Annotated in this window: 19 protein-coding genes and 1 pseudogene; 15 read left to right on the top strand and 5 right to left on the bottom strand. The window is 71.1% G+C overall.

What is annotated here, in order from left to right; all coding sequences use genetic code 11:
- The first annotated feature begins 19 nt into the window (after positions 1 to 19).
- The 11 genes and pseudogenes from recG to BS83_RS36805 all read left to right on the top strand — a co-directional run bounded on the left by recG (position 20) and on the right by BS83_RS36805 (position 9,541).
- Positions 20 to 2,215: an ATP-dependent DNA helicase RecG gene (recG, locus tag BS83_RS36855; protein WP_232248617.1), complete on the top strand. Its 2,196-nt coding sequence runs from the start codon at positions 20 to 22 to the stop codon at positions 2,213 to 2,215.
- Between the two features lie 291 nt (positions 2,216 to 2,506).
- Positions 2,507 to 3,088 carry a 16S rRNA (guanine(966)-N(2))-methyltransferase RsmD gene (rsmD, locus tag BS83_RS36850; RefSeq protein ID WP_037607622.1) on the top strand — a complete coding sequence of 194 codons (582 nt, stop codon included), beginning with the start codon at positions 2,507 to 2,509 and terminating at the stop codon, positions 3,086 to 3,088.
- 8 nt (positions 3,089 to 3,096) lie between these two features.
- On the top strand, positions 3,097 to 3,603 hold the full coding sequence (coaD, locus tag BS83_RS36845) for a pantetheine-phosphate adenylyltransferase (protein ID WP_232248615.1): 507 nt from the start codon (positions 3,097 to 3,099) through the stop codon (positions 3,601 to 3,603).
- A gap of 14 nt (positions 3,604 to 3,617) precedes the next feature.
- Positions 3,618 to 4,709, top strand: coding sequence for a DivIVA domain-containing protein (locus BS83_RS36840; RefSeq protein ID WP_037607620.1), 1,092 nt, complete (start codon positions 3,618 to 3,620; stop codon positions 4,707 to 4,709).
- Between the two features lie 213 nt (positions 4,710 to 4,922).
- Positions 4,923 to 5,480, top strand: a complete 558-nt coding sequence (locus tag BS83_RS36835; RefSeq protein WP_084714702.1) for a YceD family protein — start codon at positions 4,923 to 4,925, stop codon at positions 5,478 to 5,480.
- A gap of 2 nt (positions 5,481 to 5,482) precedes the next feature.
- The gene (gene rpmF / locus BS83_RS36830; RefSeq protein ID WP_037607617.1) at positions 5,483 to 5,656 is read left to right on the top strand and encodes a 50S ribosomal protein L32; all 174 of its coding nucleotides are present in this window, start codon (positions 5,483 to 5,485) and stop codon (positions 5,654 to 5,656) included.
- Between the two features lie 18 nt (positions 5,657 to 5,674).
- A pseudogene (gene rnc, locus BS83_RS36825) lies at positions 5,675 to 6,376 on the top strand (ribonuclease III); the annotation flags it as partial.
- A gap of 80 nt (positions 6,377 to 6,456) precedes the next feature.
- A complete protein-coding gene (gene mutM, locus BS83_RS36820; protein ID WP_037607615.1) occupies positions 6,457 to 7,323 on the top strand; it encodes a bifunctional DNA-formamidopyrimidine glycosylase/DNA-(apurinic or apyrimidinic site) lyase in 867 nt (288 codons plus the stop codon).
- 55 nt (positions 7,324 to 7,378) lie between these two features.
- On the top strand, positions 7,379 to 7,696 hold the full coding sequence (locus BS83_RS36815; RefSeq protein WP_051944772.1) for a WXG100 family type VII secretion target: 318 nt from the start codon (positions 7,379 to 7,381) through the stop codon (positions 7,694 to 7,696).
- 4 nt (positions 7,697 to 7,700) lie between these two features.
- Positions 7,701 to 8,822 (top strand): WXG100 family type VII secretion target, encoded by a 1,122-nt coding sequence (locus tag BS83_RS36810; protein WP_037607614.1) that lies wholly within the window; start codon positions 7,701 to 7,703, stop codon positions 8,820 to 8,822.
- An 8-nt stretch (positions 8,823 to 8,830) separates the two neighbouring features.
- Positions 8,831 to 9,541, top strand: coding sequence for a hypothetical protein (locus BS83_RS36805; RefSeq protein WP_157597472.1), 711 nt, complete (start codon positions 8,831 to 8,833; stop codon positions 9,539 to 9,541).
- Between the two features lie 15 nt (positions 9,542 to 9,556).
- Here the strand turns inward: BS83_RS36805 and BS83_RS36800 are convergent, their stop codons facing one another.
- Both BS83_RS36800 and BS83_RS36795 read right to left on the bottom strand, forming a co-directional pair.
- The gene (locus tag BS83_RS36800) at positions 9,557 to 11,116 is read right to left on the bottom strand and encodes a glycosyl hydrolase 53 family protein (RefSeq protein WP_037607612.1); all 1,560 of its coding nucleotides are present in this window, start codon (positions 11,114 to 11,116) and stop codon (positions 9,557 to 9,559) included.
- 78 nt (positions 11,117 to 11,194) lie between these two features.
- On the bottom strand, positions 11,195 to 13,249 hold the full coding sequence (locus BS83_RS36795) for a beta-galactosidase (RefSeq protein WP_037607611.1): 2,055 nt from the start codon (positions 13,247 to 13,249) through the stop codon (positions 11,195 to 11,197).
- A 256-nt stretch (positions 13,250 to 13,505) separates the two neighbouring features.
- On the opposite strand from BS83_RS36795, the gene BS83_RS36790 reads away from it, so the two are divergent.
- The 4 genes from BS83_RS36790 to BS83_RS36775 all read left to right on the top strand — a co-directional run bounded on the left by BS83_RS36790 (position 13,506) and on the right by BS83_RS36775 (position 17,842).
- Entirely contained in the window at positions 13,506 to 14,843 is a 1,338-nt protein-coding gene (locus tag BS83_RS36790; RefSeq protein WP_037607610.1) for an ABC transporter substrate-binding protein, read from the top strand.
- Positions 14,844 to 14,939: 96 nt separating this feature from the next.
- A complete protein-coding gene (locus tag BS83_RS36785) occupies positions 14,940 to 15,845 on the top strand; it encodes a carbohydrate ABC transporter permease (protein ID WP_037607609.1) in 906 nt (301 codons plus the stop codon).
- Between the two features lie 14 nt (positions 15,846 to 15,859).
- Positions 15,860 to 16,741, top strand: coding sequence for a carbohydrate ABC transporter permease (locus tag BS83_RS36780; RefSeq protein ID WP_037610754.1), 882 nt, complete (start codon positions 15,860 to 15,862; stop codon positions 16,739 to 16,741).
- Between the two features lie 69 nt (positions 16,742 to 16,810).
- The gene (locus tag BS83_RS36775; protein ID WP_037607608.1) at positions 16,811 to 17,842 is read left to right on the top strand and encodes a LacI family DNA-binding transcriptional regulator; all 1,032 of its coding nucleotides are present in this window, start codon (positions 16,811 to 16,813) and stop codon (positions 17,840 to 17,842) included.
- Positions 17,843 to 17,873: 31 nt separating this feature from the next.
- Here the strand turns inward: BS83_RS36775 and BS83_RS36770 are convergent, their stop codons facing one another.
- From BS83_RS36770 to BS83_RS36760, 3 genes are read right to left on the bottom strand one after another with little or no spacing between them, the layout of a single operon-like run.
- Positions 17,874 to 18,872: an NAD(P)-dependent alcohol dehydrogenase gene (locus tag BS83_RS36770; protein WP_037607607.1), complete on the bottom strand. Its 999-nt coding sequence runs from the start codon at positions 18,870 to 18,872 to the stop codon at positions 17,874 to 17,876.
- Positions 18,869 to 19,114 (bottom strand): helix-turn-helix transcriptional regulator, encoded by a 246-nt coding sequence (locus tag BS83_RS36765; protein ID WP_084714700.1) that lies wholly within the window; start codon positions 19,112 to 19,114, stop codon positions 18,869 to 18,871. Before BS83_RS36765 ends, BS83_RS36770 begins: the two co-directional genes overlap by 4 nt.
- A complete protein-coding gene (locus BS83_RS36760; RefSeq protein ID WP_198035382.1) occupies positions 19,108 to 19,536 on the bottom strand; it encodes a hypothetical protein in 429 nt (142 codons plus the stop codon). The genes BS83_RS36765 and BS83_RS36760 overlap by 7 nt, the downstream gene beginning before the upstream one ends.
- Positions 19,537 to 19,725: the final 189 nt, after the last annotated feature.

The following is a 19,725-nucleotide window of genomic DNA, read 5'->3' as shown; positions in this document are numbered from 1 at the left end:
ATGGTGCATCGTTGACCCTGTGTCTGATCCGTCCCTGCCCTCACCCCTCGACGAGCCGCTGAAGAAGCTCCTCGGCGCGCCGGCCAAGCAGCTCGCCGAAGGGCTCGACCTGCACACCGTCGGAGACCTGCTGCACCACTTCCCGCGTCGCTACAGCGAGCGCGGCGAGCTGACCAGCCTGGACTCGCTGGAGGTCGACGAGCACGTCACGGTGATCGCCAGGATCGAGAAGTGCACGCTGATCCCCTTCCGCGGCCGCAAGGGCGACCGCCTGGAGGTCGTCGTCACGGACGGACGCGGGCGGCTCTCGCTGACCTTCTTCAACCAGCGCTGGCGCGAGAAGGATCTGCGGCCCGGCCGCAGCGGCATGTTCGCGGGCAAGGTCGGTGTCTTCAACCGCACGCGGCAGCTCACCAACCCCGACTACGAGCTCTTCGGAGAGACGGATGATCCGGAGGCCGTCGGGCGCTTCGCCGGGCGGCTGATCCCGGTCTACCCGGCCTCGGCCAAGGCGCCCTCCTGGCGGCTCGCCCTCGCCGTCGACACGATCCTCGACCAGATGGACTGGGACCGCGTCCCCGATCCGGTTCCCGCCGCGCTGCTCGCCGAACGCGGCCTGGTGCCGCTGCGCGAGGCGTTGGAGCAGATCCACCGCCCGCGCAACCACGCCGAACGCCTTGCCGCGCAGGCGCGGCTGAAGTGGGACGAGGCCTTCGTCCTCCAGGTCGCCCTGGCCCGGCGCCGTGCGGACGAGTCGGCGCGGCCCGCGGTCGCGCGCAAGCCGCAGCAGGGCGGGCTGCTGGACGCCTTCGACGCGAAGCTGCCGTTCACGCTGACCGAGGGTCAGCAGAAGGTCTCGGCGGAGATCTTCGCCGACCTCGCGGTGGAGCACCCGATGCACCGGCTGCTCCAGGGCGAGGTGGGCTCGGGCAAGACGATGGTGGCGCTGCGCGCCATGCTCGGCGTCGTCGACGCCGGCGGCCAGGCGGCGCTGCTCGCCCCGACGGAGGTGCTCGCCCAGCAGCACCACCGCTCGATCGTGGAGATGATGGGCGAGCTGGCCGAGGGCGGAATGCTGGGCGGCGCCGAGCACGGCACGAAGGTCGCCCTGCTCACCGGCTCGATGGGCGTCCCGGCGCGGCGGCAGGCGCTGCTCGACCTGGTCAGCGGCGACGCGGGCATCGTCATCGGCACGCACGCGCTGATCCAGGACAAGGTGCAGTTCCTCGACCTGGGGCTGGTCGTGGTGGACGAGCAGCACCGCTTCGGCGTCGAGCAGCGGGACGCGCTCCGCGCGAAGTCGGAACGCCCGCCGCACCTTCTGGTGATGACGGCCACGCCGATCCCGCGCACGGTCGCGATGACGGTCTTCGGCGATCTGGAGACCTCCGTCCTCGACCAGCTGCCCGCCGGCCGTTCGCCGATCTCCTCGCATGTCGTTCCCGCGGTGGAACGGCCCAACTTCCTCACCCGCGCGTGGGAACGCGTCCGCGAGGAGGTCGGCAAGGGCCACCAGGCGTACGTGGTCTGCCCGCGGATCGGCGACGAGGAGGACGAGAAGGCGGCCAAGAAGGCGGCGAAGGCGGAGGGGGAGGACCGGCGTCCGCCGCTCGCGGTGCTGGACGTCGCCGAGGAGCTGAGGGGCGGCCCGTTGGCGGGCCTGCGGGTGGAGATCCTGCACGGGCGCATGGCCCCGGACGCCAAGGACGACGTGATGCGGCGGTTCGCGGCCGGCGCGGTGGACGTCCTGGTGGCCACGACGGTGATCGAGGTCGGCGTCAACGTGCCGAACTCCACGGTCATGGTGATCATGGACGCGGACCGCTTCGGCGTCTCCCAGCTGCATCAGCTGCGCGGCCGCGTGGGCCGCGGCTCGGCGCCGGGCCTCTGCCTGCTCGTCACCGACATGCCCGCGGCCTCGGCGGCCCGCGAACGCCTGGACGCGGTGGCGGGCACGCTGGACGGCTTCGAGCTCTCCCGGATCGACCTGGAGCAGCGCCGTGAGGGCGACGTCCTGGGCCAGGCCCAGTCGGGTGTGCGCTCCTCCCTGCGCGTGCTCTCCGTCCTGGAGGACGAGGACGTCATCACGGCGGCGCGCGCCGAGGCCGTCTCCCTCATCTCCGCCGACCCCGACCTGACCGCCCATCCGGCCCTCCGCAGCGCGCTGGACTCCCTGCTGGGAGCGGAGCGGGCGGAGTACCTCGAAAAGGGCTGAGCGTTTCGCAAGCGAGGTGGCTGCACCATGCAGGGCGCGAGGAACTGCGCGACAAGCCACCCGGGTGGAGAGTCCCCGAACGCGCAGGGTCATCCGCTCGTCGGTGGTTGCTCGCGCAGTTCCCCGCGCTCCTGACGTGCTGCAACTGGCCCGCCATCGCGAAGCGCGCCAACCCGGTCGCGCTCAGGCGTCCGAGGCGCACATGAGCAGAGCCCCGCGCCCCTGGACGGTGCAACGTGCACTAGCGTGGAATGCGACCTGGTACGCCCTCCACCAGCAAGGACACCGCGCATGACCCGCGTGATCGCCGGAGCCGCCCGGGGCCGACGCCTCGCCGTGCCGCCGGGCGTCAGTACCCGCCCCACCTCGGACCGGGCGCGGGAGGCGCTCTTCTCCAGCTGGGAGGCGCTGCGCGGGAGCCTCGCCGGAGCGCGGGTGCTCGATCTGTACGCGGGATCCGGTGCCGTCGGGCTGGAGGCACTGTCCCGTGGCGCGGCTCACGCGCTGCTCGTGGAGGAGGACCCCTCCGCCGTGAAGGTCATCCTGGCCAACGTCCGCACGCTCTCCCTTCCCGGCGCGGAGGTCCGCGCCGGGAAGGCCGAGCGGGTGATCGCGGGGGCGCCGCCCGGCACCCCCTATGACCTGCTCTTTCTCGATCCGCCCTATGTCGTCGGCGACGACGACCTGCGCGAGATCCTGATCACACTCGCCTCCGGGGGCTGGCTCGACGACGACGTGATCGTCACCGTGGAGCGCAGCACCAGAGGCGGGGTCTTCTCGTGGCCGGACGGCTTCGACGCGCTCAGGGAGCGCAAATACGGCGAAGCCACCCTCTGGTACGGTCGCGCCGCCGCCACTGGAGTCGGGTTCTGAGCGAGGAGATGACGATGTTTCGCCGCGCGGTCTGTCCGGGGTCGTTCGACCCCATCACCAAAGGGCACCTCGACATCATCGAGCGGGCCTCGCGTCTCTACGACGCCGTCCATGTCGCGGTGCTGGTGAACAAGTCCAAGCAGGGCATGTTCACCATCGAGGAGCGCATCGCGATGATCGAGGAGACCACCGCGCAGTACGGGAACGTCAAGGTGGAGTCCCACGCGGGTCTGCTCGTCGACTACTGCAAGGACCGCGAGATCCCGGCCATCGTCAAGGGCCTGCGCGCCGTCAGCGACTTCGACTACGAGCTGCAGATGGCCCAGATGAACCACGGGCTGACCGGCGTCGAGACGCTCTTCATGCCGACCAACCCCGCCTACAGCTTCCTGTCGTCCTCCCTCATCAAGGAGGTCGCCAACCTCGGCGGCGATGTGTCCCACCTTGTCCCGGAGTTGGTGTTCCGCCGTCTCAGTGAGCGCATCGCCGAGCGCCGCGCCGCACAGCAGGACTGAGTACAGTTCCCTCCGTGGACGTGCAGCAGAAGCTCGATGAGATCACTCAGCTGGTGGACGGCGCCCGGTCGATGCCCATGTCGGCGTCGATCGTCGTCAACAAGGCGGACCTGACCGGCCTCCTCGCGGAGCTGCGCGAGTCGCTCCCCAGCGAGCTCGCGCAGGCGCAGCAGACGGTCGAACTCGGCGACCAGGTCGTCGAGGAGGCCAAGCGCGAGGCCGAGCGCGTGGTTCAGGCCGCGCACCAGGAACGGCAGCAGCTCATCAACGGCACCGACCTGATGATGCGCGCGCAGGCCGAGGCCGACCGGGTGCTGGGCGAGGCCCGCAACGAGGCGGAGGAGCAGCGCCGTGAGGCGGACGACTACGTCGACAGCAAGCTCGCCAACTTCGAGGTCGTGCTGACCAAGACCCTCGGCGCCATCGGGCGCGGCCGCGCGAAGCTGCGCGTGGCCGGCGGTCCGGTCGAGGGCGAGGACGGCGAGGAGTTCACCCAGGACGAGTTCCGCTCGCCGAGCCCGGAGGTCGACGAGTACGTCGACGTGAAGCTCGCCGCGCTGGAGACCGCGCTCAGCAAGACGCTGGAGGCCGTCGGCCGCGGCCGCGACAAGCTGCTGGGCAAGCGCCCGATCGACGAGCTGGGCGCCTACCTCGCCGCCGCCGACCAGGCGCAGGGCATCGAGCAGGGCGACGCCCGCCAGGCGGCCGTCGCCGCCGAGCTCGCCTCCCAGGGTCTGATGCCCGGCCACGAGCAGCACCAGCAGCACGAGGTGCACCAGCAGCAGCCGCAGGTCGAGTACTGGCCGCCGCAGGACCCCTACGGCCAGCCGCAGCAGCCGGTCTACGACCCCTACACGGGCGGGTACGTCGAGCCGCAGCCCCAGTCGGTCTACGACCCCTATACCGGCGGCTATGTCGAGCCGCAGCCGGCGTACGACGCGTACGGGCAGCCGATGCAGCCCATGCATCCGCAGCAGGCGCAGATCCCGCAGCAGCAGCACTACGACCAGCACGGGCAGCACCAGCAGCCGCAGGAAGTGACCAGCTTCTTCGACACCGGCTTCATCGACGTGTCCAAGCTGCGCGAGTACGGGCAGGGTCACTGAGACCACGGAGGGTGACCGGTCGGACCGGAGTTGGGCGGGGGTTCCGGCGTCGGGTATTCTGACCTCTCCGGCTTGTTGTGCTGGGAGCTGCCTGCTGCCCTGAACGCAGAAGGCGCACGCTGACGATCAGAGAAGGACAGATCCCTGAACCGCCTCGACCACCGCAACCCGCTCGTGTTCGACACACATGAGCTGGGACGTCGGCCTGGGGCGATGCGCAAGGTCTCCCGCTCGGTCCCGGCGCCCGCCAACTTCGGCAACGAGGTGATCAGCGTCCCCGAGGGCGCCGACATCGAGCTGGAGCTCCGACTGGAGTCGGTCATCGAGGGAGTGCTCGTCACGGGCACCGCCGAGGCCGACCTGAAGGGCGAGTGCGTACGCTGCCTGGAGCCGATCGAGCGCGAGCTCGATGCGGACTTCCAGGAGCTGTACTACTACCCCGAGGCGGCCGACCGCTTCGGGGGCACGTCCGAGTCCGACGAGGACGAGGACGACGAGGCTTTCCGCCTCGAGGGCGACCTGTTCGACCTCGAGACGGTGCTGCGTGACGCGGTGGTGCTCGCACTGCCGCTGCAGCCGGTGTGCCAGGACGACTGCCTGGGTCTGTGTCCCGAATGCGGGGCTCGGCTCAGCGACGACCCGGACCACCACCATGACGCCGTCGACCCCCGGTGGGCGGCACTGCAGGGACTCTCGGCCGCATCCAGCGCGACCGGAAGCGAAGAGGACAGCGTCACCCGGGAGGGTGCCGCCGAGAACCAGGAGAAGTAGCTGTGGCTGTTCCCAAGCGGAAGATGTCGCGCAGCAACACGCGCCACCGCCGTTCGCAGTGGAAGGCCACTGCCCCCGCGCTCGTGGCGTGCGACCGCTGCCACCAGCCGAAGCTGGGTCACACCGCGTGCCCGAGCTGCGGCACCTACAACCGCCGCCAGGTCCTGTCGGTCTGACGGCTGGAGATATACACGATGTCAGCGTCAGCGTCCGCGTCGCACGCCGACACCGGGTACAGCGTCCTGGAGGGACGGCTCGGGTACACCCTTGAGCCGTCCCTTCTGACGCGTGCACTGACCCACCGCTCGTACGCGTACGAGAACGGCGGGCTGCCCACCAACGAGCGCTTGGAGTTCCTGGGCGACTCGGTGCTGGGCCTGGTGGTGACGGACACTCTTTACCGCATCCACCCCGACCTCCCTGAGGGCCAGCTCGCGAAGCTGCGCGCCGCGGTGGTCAACTCGCGCGCCCTCGCGCAGGTGGCGCGCGGCCTCGAACTGGGCACCTTCATCAGCCTCGGGCGTGGCGAGGAGGGCACCGGCGGGCGGGACAAGTCGTCCATCCTGGCCGACACCCTCGAAGCCGTGATCGGCGCCGTCTACCTGGACCAGGGCCTCGACTCCGCCTCCGAGCTGGTGCACCGGCTCTTCGACCCGCTGATCGAGAAGTCCTCGAACCTTGGCGCGGGCCTGGACTGGAAGACCAGCCTCCAGGAGCTCACCGCCACGGTGGGCATCGGCGTCCCCGAGTACGTGGTCACCGAGTCCGGCCCGGACCACGAGAAGACCTTCATCGCCGCCGCCCGCGTGGCCGGCGAGGACTACGGCTCCGGCTCCGGCCGCTCGAAGAAGGAGGCCGAGCAGAAGGCCGCCGAGAGCGCCTGGCACGCGATCCGCGAGAAGCACGGCATCGCCACCCCCTGACCGTCCGCTCCCGACGGTCCCCCGTCGACAGTCAGGACGGCTAGGCTTCCCTGATGCCTGAGCTTCCCGAAGTAGAGGTCGTCCGCCGCGGACTCGAGCGCTGGGTCAGCGGCCGGAAGGTCGCGTCGGTCGAGGTGCTCCACCCGCGGGCGGTCCGCCGCCACGTGGCCGGTCCCGAGGACTTCGCCGCGCAGCTGCGCGGCCGCGAACTGGGCGCCGCCCAGCGCCGCGGCAAGTACCTGTGGCTCTCCCTCCCCGGCACCGGCTCCTCGCTGCTCGGCCATCTCGGCATGAGCGGGCAACTGCTGGTCCAGCCCGAGGGCGCGCCGGACGAGAAGCACCTGCGGGTGCGGCTCCGCTTCGCCGACGCGACCGGCACCGAGCTGCGCTTCGTGGACCAGCGCACCTTCGGCGGCCTGGCCGTAGAGGACGCGGACCCCAGCGACCCCGACGCGGCGCCGATGTCCCTCGCGCACATCGCCCGCGACCCGCTCGACGCACGCTTCGAGGACACCGCCTTCCTGGCCGCGCTGCGGCGGCGCGGCAGCGGCGTCAAGCGGGCGCTGCTGGACCAGTCGCTGATCAGCGGCGTCGGCAACATCTACGCCGACGAGGCGCTGTGGCGCAGCAAGCTGCACTACGACCGTCCGGCCGACACCCTCACCCGCCCGGCCGCCGAGCTGCTGCTCGGCTCCGCCCGCGCGGTGATGAACGAGGCGCTGGCCCAGGGCGGCACCAGCTTCGACAGCCTCTACGTGAACGTCAACGGCGAGTCCGGCTACTTCTCCCGCTCCCTCGACGCCTACGGCCGCGAGGGGCAGCCCTGCAACCGCTGCGGCACGCCGATGCGGCGGGCGGCGTGGATGAACCGGTCCAGCTACTTCTGCCCCAAGTGCCAACGGCTGCCCCGGGTGCGATGACCCGTCAGCGCTGTGACAGGCTGCTGTGCACGCACTGAACGGGGAGCTGGCAGACATGTACGTGAGTTCGGACTTCTACATCGACCCGGCGGCGGTGAAGTCGCTGGCGGACGAGTTCCAGGCGGCCGCGGACCGTCTGGGCGGGCAGGCGCCCGCCTTCGCGAGCAACGTCTTCGAGATCGGCGACGCCTTCGGGCTGCTGGGCGAGTGCACCGGCGCGGCGACCCAGTACCAGACCCTGGTCGACCACACCGGGCACGGACTGGGCGAGTTGGAGCAGGCGCTCGGCGCGGACGCGGCCGGGCTGACGCACACGGCCGACCAGTACATCTGTGTCGACCAGCACAACTCGCGTCTGCTCGGGGGGAACTGAAGCGATGGACATCAACGGTGCGATCGCGGGCAAGGTGGCCCAGGTCCTCTCCCTGCTCGACCTGCCCTGGCCGGGCGGTGACCCGGCGGCGCTGCGTCGCTTCGCGGGTGAGTGGCGGGCGATGGCCGGGGAGCTCTCCGGAACCGCGGACCGACTGGACGGCAGGGTCCACTCCGTCGTCGGCTCGTCCTGGCGGGGCTCGGCGGCCGACGCCTTCGCCGCTCACTGGAAGCAGCAGCACGAGGCGATGCAGCACAGCGTGCAGAACTTCGAGGCCGTCGCCAAGGAGCTGGACGCCTACGCGGACGAGGCGCAGCAGATCATCGAGGCGATCGTGGAGATCGCCCTGGAGATCGCCGAGTTCGAGCTGGCCGGTGCGCTGCTGACGGTGTTCACCCTGGGGGCGTCCGACGCGATCGCGGCCGCCGCCTCGGGCGAGCGGGCCTGGAAGATCACCCAGTTGGTCGACCGTTTCATCAAGCTGGCCGCCAAGGCGGGCAAGGTCATCACCGAGCTCCTCAACGACATCCGCAAGCTCGGCCTGTTGCCGCGCATCGCCGTCGACGCGCTGAAGAACACGGCGATGAACCTGCTCGGCACCGGTCTGACCGACGAGCTGAGCGGTCAGGGCGGTCTCAAGGGTTCGGACTGGGAGACGGCCGCGCTGGCGGGAGTCGGCGGAGCCGCTGTGAGCGGTGTGGCCGACAGGATCGGCTCGAAACTGGTCGGAGACGATGCCGAGGACCCCAGCAAGATCAGTCTGCTGCTCCAGGGCAAGGGGACCGGGCAGAACATGGTCATCGGCGGTCTCTCCAGCGCTGCGGGAGGAGCGTTCGCCGACGGTGTGGAGGGCAAGGACGGGCGCACCATCATCGCGGACACGGCGACGTCGGGGATCACCGGAGCCGGCGGCGCGGGGGTCGCGGGCAGCCGCGAGGTCGATCCGCTGCCGAGCAGCGGCCGGCACGCGAAGCCAGGTGAGAAGTACACCCCGCTTCCCTTCGAACTCGGTGCCAACGGCGGCGTCTACGGAGCGGGCGGCGCCCTGGAGGGCGCCGTGAACAACAACCCGACCCTGCCGGCCCAGCCGCAGGGAGCCGACGGCGCCGTGCAGGCCTCGCCTTGATGGCAGGCTTGGCCACCGTCCTTGTCATCGCGGTCGTCTTCGGAGGCACGGTCTTGGTCTTCAGCAGCATCTCCGATCGTCGAAGCCGCGGTGCGGCCGAGGCCGCGGTCGGCGTTCGGCCCGGCTGGCAGGCGACGACCGGAGCCGGTCTGGGCAAGCGCTACCGTCGGGCGTCGCCGTTCTCCTGGTCGAACCGGAGGTTCGGGACGCTGCTCCACGGGCCTCTGGCGAACGGTGCGCGTGCGGAGACCTTCCACCTGATCATTGACGGTGGCGGTTACCGGGAGTCCGGCCAGAGCTTCCACACCGTCGCCACCGTGGTCTTCCCCCGCCCGCTCCCCACGGCCTCCCTGCACGCGACCACCGACCCGCGCGACGCCGAGCCGCCGCAGCCGGGGCAGGACGCCGGCTTCGCCTGGACCGAGGGCACACACGGGCCGGGGTGGGCCGGGATGCGCGGATTCGCGACCGATCCCCAGGCCGCCGAGGCGCTGTTCACCCCGGACCTGCTCGCCCGCACCCGCGCACTGCGCGCGGACTGGCGGATGGACGGGTACGCGGCGATCGCCGTGGTGAAGAGCCGGCTGCCCGCGGAGGCGATGCTCGCGCTGGTGGACAACCTCGCGTACTTCGGTTCGCTGCTCCCCGAGGAGGTCAGGCAGACCGCCGCCACCCAGCCGGACCCATGGCCCGGTCCGACGGCGGAACGGCCTGCCTGACCTCGCGTCAGCGCCTCAGCGTGCGGCGTACTGGCTGACGACGGGCAGGGCCTTGTCCGAGAAGTCGAACATCGCCTGGTTCTCCCAGCCGTCGCCCGAGGAGGCGTTCGTCGGGTCCCAGCCGTTGCCGGCCACGGCCGTCCAGGTCGGCTCCCAGTAGAACGCGCCCCAGCCGAGGCCGTTCGGCACGGCCTGGACGATCGACTGGACGTCGCGGAAGTTCGCCGCCTGGCCGGCGGGGCTCGCGGCGTAGCCGGCGTCGAGGGTGGTGTTGGTCGCGGTCACCGAGTTGGTCTCGGCGTCCGCGTCGGACATCGTCCACGGGTAGGCCGTCTCGGCCACCACGACCGGCTTGCCGAAGGTCGCGGCCAGGTCGTCCAGCGTGGTCTGGAGCTGGTCGAGCGGGCCGTGCCAGTAGTCGTAGTAGGACAGCCCGATGACGTCGAACGGGATGCCCTGGTTCACCGCGTTCCGGTACCAGGCCTTGTCGGTCGCGTCCGCCGCGCCGTTCGCGATGTGCAGCATGATCTTCGTGTTCGGGGCGGCCGCCTTCACCCCGCTGATGCCGGCCTTCAGCAGTCCGGCCAGGTTGCCCCAGTCGGACGTGGAGCCCAGCGACCACAGCATGCCGCCGTTGATCTCGTTGCCGACCTGGACCATGTCCGGCGTGGTGCCCTGGGCGACCAGGTCGGCGACGACCTGCTTCGAGTAGGCGGCGACCTGGGTCTCCAGCTGCGCCAGGGTGTCGTTCGCCCAGGCCGCCGGTATCGCCTGCTTGCCGGGGTCGGCCCAGGTGTCGGAGTAGTGGAGATCCAGCAGCAGGCCCATGCCCTTGGCCTTCACCTGCTTGGCCATCGCCAGCAGCTCGGTCTCGTCGTCGAAGCCGTCCGCCGGGTCGACCCAGACCCGCAGCCGCGCGTAGTTCATGCCCGCGTCGCCGAGCACCGTCAGCGCGCTCTGCTTGGTGCCGCTGCTGCTGTAGTAGACCCCGCCGAGCTCCTGACCCCGTTCCAGGCTGGAGACGTCGCCGCCCCTGACCGGCAGCGAGGCGTACCCGGAGCCGAAGGAGACGTCGTCGTAGTTGGTCCAGTCGCCCGCGTTGGCGTCGGAGTAGAGGTTGATCGTGCACTGGTGGGTGCTGACCGTCGTGGAGACGACGATCCTGACCCACTGGCCGTCCGCGGTGGGCGGGACATAGGTCTTCTTCTCGCTGCCGCCGCAGTTGGAGAGCGAGACGAAGTCGGAGTTCTGCCCGCCGCCCGAGCGGACCCAGGCGGTGAGCGTGTAGGCGCCGTTCGTCAGGCCGGTCAGGGTCTGGTAGGTGTCGACCTTGTACGCGCTGGAGGACCAGTGCGACAGCTGGTAGCCGCCGCCGTGTCCGCCCGCCTCCGTGTAGGAGGCGGCCGTGCTGCCGCTGGCGGACCAGCCGGTGGGGGTCGCGGTACCGGTGCCGTCGGCCTCGAAGCCGCCGTTGGCGACGGTCGTGGCCGCGTGCGCGGTCAGGGCGGGGCCGCCCAGCAGCGCAGTGGCGGCGAGCAGCGAGACGCAGGCGGTCCTCGCGGTGAGGTGGCGCATCGTCAACGTCCTCTCTGACGTCGGGATGGGTGGGTGGTCCGGGACGCGACCCTCCTCGCGCCCCGGACCTGCGGTGCGTCAGGCCGGCAGGAACGGGGGACTGCCGGGGTCCAGACGCACCACGCGTACGCCGCCCGCCGGGACGCAGAGGCGTCCGGCCACGCGCTCGTCGGTGAGCAGCTCGGAACCAGGACGTTCGAGCGGCACCTTCACGTCGACGGGGTTGTGGTTCACGGCGAACAGGTACGCGGCTTCGGGGCCCTCCCGCAGCACCACCTCGACGTCGCGCGGCAGTTCCGCGCGGTCGGGCAGGCGGGCGTCGGCGCAGGCCAGGGCGAGGACCTCGGCGAGCTGCGCGGGGGAGAGGCGGGTGGAGAGGTACCAGGCTGCGCCCGCGCCGCGCAGGTTCCTGGTGATCGCGGGGGCGCCGGCGGCCGGCCCGTCCGCGTAGTGCCAGATCGTCTCGGCGCCGCACGGGACGACGGCCTCGGCCCAGACGTCCCCGCTCAGCCGCGCCCCGCCGGTGCGTCCCGCGTCCCCGCCGAGCGTGACCCGCTCGCCCGCGCGCAGCGGCAGGAACTCCTCGACGGTCAGCCCGAGCACGTCGCGCAGCACACCGGGATGCGGGCCGGGGTGGACGGCGTCGTTCTCGTCGACGATGCCGGAGAAGTACGAGACGAGCAGCGTGCCGCCGCCCTCGACATACCGGGTGAGATTGCGGCCCGCCGCTTCGGTGGCCAGGTAGAGCGCGGGGACCACGACCAGCGGGTAGCCGGAGAGATCCGCCTCGGGGTGGGCGAAGTCGACGGTCAGATGCCGGTCGTAGAGCGTCTCGTAGAACGCGTCGGCGCGCTCGTCCGCGCGGTGGTCCTCGCTCGGACGCCACTCCAGCGACTGCGCCCACCAGGACTGCCAGTCCCAGACCACCGCCGCGTCCGCGCGCACCCGGGTCCCGGCCAGCTCGCCGAGCCGGCCCAGGTCCGCGCCGAGCTGTCTGACCTCCCGCCAGATCCGGCTCTCCGTGCCGGCGTGCGGGAGCATCGTCGAGTGGAACTTCTCCGCGCCGTAGCGGGAGGCGCGCCACTGGAAGAACATCGCGCCGTCGGAGCCGCGGGCGACGTGCGCCAGACTGTTGCGGCCCAGCTCCCCGGCGCGCTTGGCGATGTTGCGGGGCTGCCAGTTGACCGCGCCGGTGGAGTGCTCCAGCAGCAGCCACGGCTCACCGCCCGCCACCGAGCGGGTCAGGTCCGCCGCCATGGCCAGGTTCACATGGGTGCGCTCGGCCTCGGAGACCAGGTAGTGGTCGTTGGTCACCAGGTCGACCTCGCGGCCCCACTTCCAGTAGTCGACGCTGCCGCACTGGCTCAGCGCCGTCATGAAGTTGGTGGTGACCGGGACGCCGGGGGAGAGGCGATGCAGGATGTCCCGCTCGGCGGCGAAGTTGGCGAGCATCGCGTCGGAGCTGAACCGGGTGTAGTCGAGCTGCTGGGCCGGGTTGCCCGCGGTGGGGGTGCGCCGCGGCGCGCCGATCTGGGCCCAGTCGCCGTAGCGCTGGCCCCAGAACGTGGTGCCCCAGGCCTCGTTGAGCCGGTCGAGCCCGGCCTGGCCCGAGCCGTAGCGGTCCCGCAGCCAGCGGCGGAAGTCGGCGGCGGAGACGTCGCAGTAGCAGGCGGAGACCGGTGCGCCGTACTCGTTGAAGACGTGCCACATGGTCAGGGCCGGGTGGTCCGCGTAGCGCTCGGCCAGCGCGGTGGTGATGCCGGTGATCGCCGCGCGGTAGGCGGGGGAGCTGTGGCAGATCGCGCCGCGGCCGCCGAAGGCGAGCCGTTGCCCGTCCTTGGTGACCGGCAGCGCCTCGGGGTGGCGCTGGTAGAACCAGGCCGGCGGCACCACGGTGGGTGTGCCGAGGTCCGCCTCGATGCCGTTCTCGTGCAGCAGCGCCAGCAGCCGGTCCAGCCAGCCGAAGTCGAAGACTCCTGGCTCGGGCTCCAGCAGCGCCCAGGAGAAGATCCCGACGCTGACCGTGGTGACCCCGGCCTCGCGCATCAGCGCCATGTCCTCGGCCCAGACGTGCTCGGGCCACTGCTCCGGGTTGTAGTCCCCGCCGAAGGCGAGGCGGCGTGCGGTCGGCATGGCGTCTCCTGTCTGTGAACGTGCACACCGTAGCGGACGCCGTCCGTGTTCTGGCAAGTGGGAAGTTGTTGGAATCTGCGCGGCAGAATGCCCCTTCCGACCTGGAGATTTCCGATATGTCTGGCTGTGGGAGTCCACAGATAACCGGATGGCAACAAGTCTTGACAGATGTCGAGAGCGTTTCCGTACTGTGAACGTTCACAGCGCACGAGAGACAGTCCGCACCGTGCGGACGTCCTCGTCAGTGGGAGGATCCATGCTTTCCGCCTCTTCGTCGGGCAGACGTGTGCGCGTCGCCCTGGGCGTCGTGTCCGCGGCGGTCGCCGCCTCTTTCGTCGCCGGCTGCAGCAGCAGCGGATCCACGGGCGCGAGCTCGGCGACCCAGCAGTCCTCGGGCCCGGTGAAGCTCACGTACTGGGCGTGGGCCCCCGGCCTGGACCAGGTCGCCGCGATCTGGAACAAGGCGCACCCCGACATCCAGGTCACCGTCGAGAAGCAGGCCTCCGGCGACGACCTGCTCACCAAGGTGATCACCGCGTCCAAGGCCGGTGGCGCACCGGACCTGGTCCAGGCCGAGTACCAGGCGCTGCCGACGCTGGTCAGCAACAACGTGCTCGCCGACATCTCCAAGCAGGACGGCGCCGCCTCCGGCAAGTTCGCCGCGGGCATCTGGAAGCAGGTCACGCTCGGCGGCAGTGCCGTCTACGCGATCCCGCAGGACAGCGGGCCGCTGATGTTCTACTACCGCACCGACCTCTTCAAGAAGTACGGGCTCACCGTCCCCACCACCTGGGACCAGTTCAAGGCCGACGCCGAGAAGCTGCGCAGCCAGGACAGCAGCAAGTACCTCACCACCTTCTCCGCCAACGACGCGGGCCTCTTCGCCGGCCTCGCCCAGCAGGCGGGCGCGCAGTGGTGGACCGCCTCCGGCGGCTCCTGGAAGGTCGGCATCGACGACGCCGCCACCCAGAAGGTCGCGAGTTTCTGGGGCGGCCTGGTCAAGGAGGGGGCGATCGACAACCAGCCGATGTACACCCCGGCCTGGAGCAAGGCCCTGGACGACGGCACCCAGATCGCGTGGGTCAGCGCGGTGTGGGCCCCGGGCGTGCTGAGCAGCAGCGCGCCGTCGGGCAAGGGCAAGTGGGCGATGGCCCCGCTGCCGCAGTGGAACGCGGGCGAGAACGTCACCGGCAGCTGGGGCGGCTCGTCCACGGCGGTGACACGCAACTCCAAGCACCAGGACGCCGCCGCGCAGTTCGCGCTCTGGCTCAACACCGACCCGCAGGCGGTCGCGGCCCTGGTCAAGGACTCCTACGTCTACCCGGCCGCCACCGACGCCCAGACCGGCGGTGCGCTGGCGACAGCGCCGGACTACTTCAGCAACCAGGCCGACTTCTACACCCAGGCCGCGAAGATCGCCGCGACCACCGCGCCCGCCGCCTGGGGGCCGAACGTCAACACCGCCTACAGCGCCTTCAAGGACGGTTTCGGCAAGGCCGCGCAGAACAAGGGCGACTTCCTGGCCGCGCTGAGCGGCATGCAGCAGACGACCCTCGCCGACATGAAGACGCAGGGCTTCACCGTCACCGGCTGACCTCAGGGTCCTTCCGGCCTCCGGCCGGCCCCTCCGGTCCCGGGCGCCTGCTGCGCCGCGCCCGGGACCGTCCACCCTTCACCCCACGGAGTCCGCATGGCCGCTCGCCGCCATCGCAGCGTGCCCTACCTCTTCATCGCGCCCGCCGTCGTCTTCTTCGTGCTGCTGCTGGCGGTGCCGATCGGCTACGCCGTCTATCTGAGCTTCCGCGAGGTGCACATCAGCGGCCTCGGTCTGGGGCCCGGCGCGCGCTCCGAGCGCTGGGCCGGCCTGGCCAACTACACCTCGGCCCTGACCGATCCCGAGCTCACCTCGGGGACGGTGCGCGTGCTGGTCTACGGCGCGCTGCTGGTCCCGGTCATGCTCGGCCTCGCCCTGCTCTTCGCGCTGATGCTGGACGCCGACCGGACCAGGCTGCGTGCCTTCTCGCGGATCGCGATCTTCCTGCCGTACGCGATCCCCGGCGTCGTCGCGACGCTGCTGTGGGGCTTCCTCTACCTGCCGACCACCAGCCCCGGCTACTACCTGCTGCACCAGCTGGGCATGAGCGGCCCGCAACTGCTCCAGGGCAACGGCATGTACGTCGCGCTGGCCAACATCGCGGTCTGGGGCGGCACCGGCTTCAACATGATCGTCATCTACACCTCGCTGCGTTCGATCTCTCCCGAGCTCTACGAGGCGGCCCGGCTGGACGGGGCGAGCGAGCTGCAGATCGCGCTGCGCGTCAAGATCCCGATGGTGCTGCCCTCGCTCGTGCTGACCTTCTTCTTCTCGCTGATCGCGACGCTCCAGGTGTTCAGCGAGCCGATGAACCTCAAGCCGCTGACCAACGGCATCTCCTCGACCTGGAGCCCGTTGATGAAGGTCTACCGCGACGCCTTCACCCGCGGCGACATCTACTCGGCGTCGGCGACCTCCGTGGTCATCGCCGCCGTCACCCTGGCCGTCTCCTTCAGCTTCCTCAAGCTGGTCGGCCGCCGCGCTTACGGGGAGGACTCGTGACCACCACCACCGCCATCACCTCGGCCAGGACCACCGGCACCGCCGCGGCCGCCGCGAGGCGGACCCGGCGCAGGGGCGGCTGGGTGCCGACCGTGGTGCTGCTGGCGGGTGCGGCCTACACGCTCTTCCCGGTCCTGTGGGTGGTGATGGCCTCGACCAAGAGCATCTCGCAGCTGTTCTCGACCTTCACGCTCTTCCCCGGCACCGGCCTGCTGACCAATCTGCGCGATCTGAGCGCCTACCGGGGCGGCGAGTTCTGGCAGTGGATGCTGAACTCCGCCCTCTACGCGGGGCTGGGCGCGGCACTCTCCGCACTCCTGTCCGGCGTCACCGGCTACGCGCTGGCCAAGTACCGCTTCGCGGGGCGGGCCACGGTGTTCAACGTGCTGCTGGCGGGGGTGCTGATGCCGCCGGTGGTGCTGGCGGTGCCGCACTACCTGCTCTTCGCCCACCTCGGCATGGCCGACAGCTACTGGGCCGTCCTGCTGCCGAGCATCCTCAGCCCGTACGGCATCTACCTGGCCCGCATCTACGCGGCCGGCGCGATCCCTGACGACGTGCTGGAGGCCGGACGCGTCGACGGCGCCTCGGAGTGGCGGCTGTTCCGCTCCGTCGTCATGCCGATGATGGCACCCGGCCTGGTCACGGTCTTCCTGTTCCAGTTCGTGGCGATCTGGAACAACTTCCTGCTGCCCTTCGTGATGCTCGGCGACGACCGTAAGTTCCCGCTGACGGTCGGGCTCTACACGCTGCTGCTGCAGGGCGCCAACGCCCCCGCGCTGTACACGCTGGTGATCACCGGTGCGCTGCTCTCGGTGATTCCGCTGATCGCGCTGTTCCTCTCGGTTCAGCGGTTCTGGCGTCTCGATCTGCTCTCCGGGGCCGTAAAGTCCTGACAGGCCGACACCCTGGCCGGCGCCCGCCCGCCTCCGACCGCTCACGCCCCCGCCGCGAGAAAGCCGCCGATGACCGATCCCGACACCCCCGGCCGCCGCCGCCCGCCGACGATCCACGACGTCGCGAGGGAGGCGGGGATCTCCCGCGGCACGGTGTCGCGGGTGCTCCAGGGCGGCCACAACGTCAGCCCCGAGGCGTTGAAGGCGGTCAACGCCGCGATCAAGAAGACGGGCTACGTCGTCAACCGGCATGCGCGGAGTCTGGTCACCCAGCGTTCGGACTCGGTGGCCTTCCTGCTCACCGAGCAGCAGGACAGGTTCTTCGAGGACCCGAACTTCAACCTGCTGCTGCGGGGCTGCACGGAGGCGCTGGCCGTCCACGACATCCCGCTGCTGCTGATGATCGCGGGCACGGAGGAGGAGCGCCGCCGGATAGGGCGGTACATCACCTCCGGGCACGTGGACGGCGTGCTGCTGGTCTCCTCGCACTCCGGCAACCCGATGGTCGAGCTTCTGCACGAGGCCAGGATGCCGGTCGTCGCCTGCGGCAAGCCGCTCGGCCAGGTCACCACCACCCCCTACGTGGCGGCGGACGACCGTGAGGGTGCGCGCCGGCTGGTCCAGCACCTGGTCGCGACCGGCCGCCGCCGCGTCGCGACCGTCACCGGCCCGCTGGACACCCCCGGCGGCGTCGACCGGCTCTCCGGCTACCGCGAGGTGCTGACCGAGGCCGGCCTCGGCTACGACCCGGCCCTGGTGGTCGAGGGCGACTACAGCCGCGCGGGCGGCGCGCTGGCCATGGAGCGCCTCCTCGCCCAGGCCCCCGACCTGGACGCGGTCTTCGTCGCCTCCGACCTCATGGCCGACGGCGCGCTCGCCGCCCTCGACCGCGCCGGCCGCCGGGTCCCCGACGACGTCGCGGTCGGCGGCTTCGACGACTCCTCCATCGCCGCGGCCACCCGCCCGCCGCTGACGACGGTCCGTCAGCCGTGGAGCCGCATCAGCGCGGAGATGGTCCGCCTCCTCCTGGCCCTGATCGCCGGCGAACCCCCGTCCTCGGTGATCCTCCCGACGGAACTGGTGACCCGGACCTCCGCGTGAGGGTGCGTCCGGCCCCGAGGAGCCGGATCGGCTACGCCTCCTCGCGGACCACGATCGCGATCTTTCCCTGGAGACCTCCCTCGCGCAGTCGCCGCAGGGCCTGCGGCACCGCCGTGAGCGAAAAGCATCGAGCCACGGGCGGGGTGAGGCGCCCCGCCGCGATCAGATCGGCCAGTTGCCGCAGGTCCGCCGCGCGTTGGGTGGAGAAGAGCATGCGGAACCGCTTCGGCCTCCGCCTCCCGCCGAGCAGCGAGAGCAGCAACCCCCGCAGCTGTCGGTCGAGGCCCCCGAGCCAGCGGCCGTCCGTCCCCGCGCCGACCATGACCACCGTGCCGCCGGGGGCGAGCACGCGCCGCAGCCCGGTCAGAGGGCGGTGCCCGGCGATGTCCAGGACCACGTCGTAGCGGCGGTCGCGGTCGGCCGGTTCGTCGCGGGTGTAGTCGAGTGCCTCGTCCGCGCCGAGGGCGCGCACGAAAGCCTCCTGGCCCGGGCCGCAGACGGCGGTGACCCACCCGGCGCCGAGGGCCTTGGCCACCTGCACGGCGAACGCGCCGACCCCGCCGGCCGCACCCAGCACCAGGACGCTCTGCCCGGCTCGCAGCCGACCCGTGTCGCGCAACGCCTGCAGCGCCGTGCATCCGGACACCGCCACCACGGCCGCGTGCGCGAAGTCGAGACCGGCGGGCAGGTGCGCGAGGCGCTCCGGCCGGGCACAGACGTACTCGGCGAAGGACCCGTCGCAGCTGCCGAACACCGTGTCGCCCGGACTCACACCCGTGACCTGCGCGCCGACCGCCTCCACCCGGCCGGCCACGTCCATGCCCCGGACCCTGGCGGCGCCGCGCCGCAGCCGGAAGGGGGTGAGCCGCAGCAGGTACGGCAGGCCCGCGGTCGCATGCCACACGCCCGGGTCCACCCCGGCGGCGTGGACCTGGATCAGAACCTCGTCGGGGCCGGGGACGGGCCGGTCGAGCTCGGCGACGCGCAGCACCTCGGGCGGTCCGTACACCTCGTGCACGACGGCCTTCATGACTCCCCCTCAGGGTCCGGGTCCTGGTCCGGGTACTGGAAGACCTCTTCGAGCGGTACGCCGAAGACCCGGGCGATCTGGAAGGCCAGCTCCAGCGTCGGCGAGTAGCGGCCCTGCTCGATGGCGATCACGGTCTGCCGGGTCACCCCGACCAGACGTCCCAGATCGGCCTGGGTCATCTCGTCGGCGGCGAAGCGCAGCGCGCGGATCCTGTTGGTGACCCTGGTCGGCGGCCTCACCACGGCTGGAACCCCCACCGGTACGCGGCGATCTTCGCCGCTGAGCTCAGCAGGGCGGAGAGCACCAGCCCGAGATAGAGCGCATTGGCGATCCAGAACGGATCGCACCGCGCCAGCGCGAGCGCGAGCCCGCCGACCGCGCCCAGCACCACGAAGCCCTGCCCGACGTACATGCCGAAGCGGTGGATCTCCCGGTCCCGCTGGTCCTTGCCCTCAGCCCCTCCCGGCGTCACGACCGCGACGCCGATGCTCAACGCGATCGACGCGAGGATCGACCCGCCCACCGTCCACAGCAACGCCCCGGCATACGGAGTCCGCGCCAACTCCCCACCCTCGGCCCGCCCGAGCACGACCGCGACGTACACCCCGTACGCGACCGCCGACACCAGCCCGAGAATCCACGCACGTTTCTCTTCGAATGCCACAGCTGCCCCCATGTAAAGAAAACCCGACATGGCGAGTGTCAAGCAGGTGCGACACGGTGTCAAGGATTCTGTACATCCACAGACGCGAACGAGCCCGGCGCTGCGCGGCGACAGCGGGGGTCCCGACGATCGTTCAGGGATCGGGGACGCTGCACCCTCGCCGCGAGATCCGGGTGCGCACAGGGTCGT

Source organism: Streptacidiphilus rugosus AM-16, from assembly GCF_000744655.1.
Classification (GTDB): Bacteria; Actinomycetota; Actinomycetes; order Streptomycetales; family Streptomycetaceae; genus Streptacidiphilus; species Streptacidiphilus rugosus.
The sequence above is the reverse complement of the archived record's forward strand: the minus strand, read 5'-3'. Positions and strand labels throughout refer to the sequence as shown.

Excerpts from the sequence above, each read along its gene's own strand:
- BS83_RS36835 (WP_084714702.1), top strand. The coding sequence starts at position 4,923 with ATGCGCAAGGTCTCCCGCTCGGTCCCGGCGCCCGCCAACTTCGGCAAC.
- BS83_RS36800 (WP_037607612.1), bottom strand. The coding sequence starts at position 11,116 with ATGCGCCACCTCACCGCGAGGACCGCCTGCGTCTCGCTGCTCGCCGCC.
- BS83_RS36795 (WP_037607611.1), bottom strand. The coding sequence starts at position 13,249 with ATGCCGACCGCACGCCGCCTCGCCTTCGGCGGGGACTACAACCCGGAG.
- BS83_RS36810 (WP_037607614.1), top strand. The coding sequence starts at position 7,701 with ATGGACATCAACGGTGCGATCGCGGGCAAGGTGGCCCAGGTCCTCTCC.
- BS83_RS36815 (WP_051944772.1), top strand. The coding sequence starts at position 7,379 with ATGTACGTGAGTTCGGACTTCTACATCGACCCGGCGGCGGTGAAGTCG.
- rsmD (WP_037607622.1), top strand. The coding sequence starts at position 2,507 with ATGACCCGCGTGATCGCCGGAGCCGCCCGGGGCCGACGCCTCGCCGTG.
- BS83_RS36770 (WP_037607607.1), bottom strand. The coding sequence starts at position 18,872 with ATGAAGGCCGTCGTGCACGAGGTGTACGGACCGCCCGAGGTGCTGCGC.
- coaD (WP_232248615.1), top strand. The coding sequence starts at position 3,097 with ATGACGATGTTTCGCCGCGCGGTCTGTCCGGGGTCGTTCGACCCCATC.
- mutM (WP_037607615.1), top strand. The coding sequence starts at position 6,457 with ATGCCTGAGCTTCCCGAAGTAGAGGTCGTCCGCCGCGGACTCGAGCGC.
- BS83_RS36775 (WP_037607608.1), top strand. The coding sequence starts at position 16,811 with ATGACCGATCCCGACACCCCCGGCCGCCGCCGCCCGCCGACGATCCAC.
- BS83_RS36790 (WP_037607610.1), top strand. The coding sequence starts at position 13,506 with ATGCTTTCCGCCTCTTCGTCGGGCAGACGTGTGCGCGTCGCCCTGGGC.
- BS83_RS36785 (WP_037607609.1), top strand. The coding sequence starts at position 14,940 with ATGGCCGCTCGCCGCCATCGCAGCGTGCCCTACCTCTTCATCGCGCCC.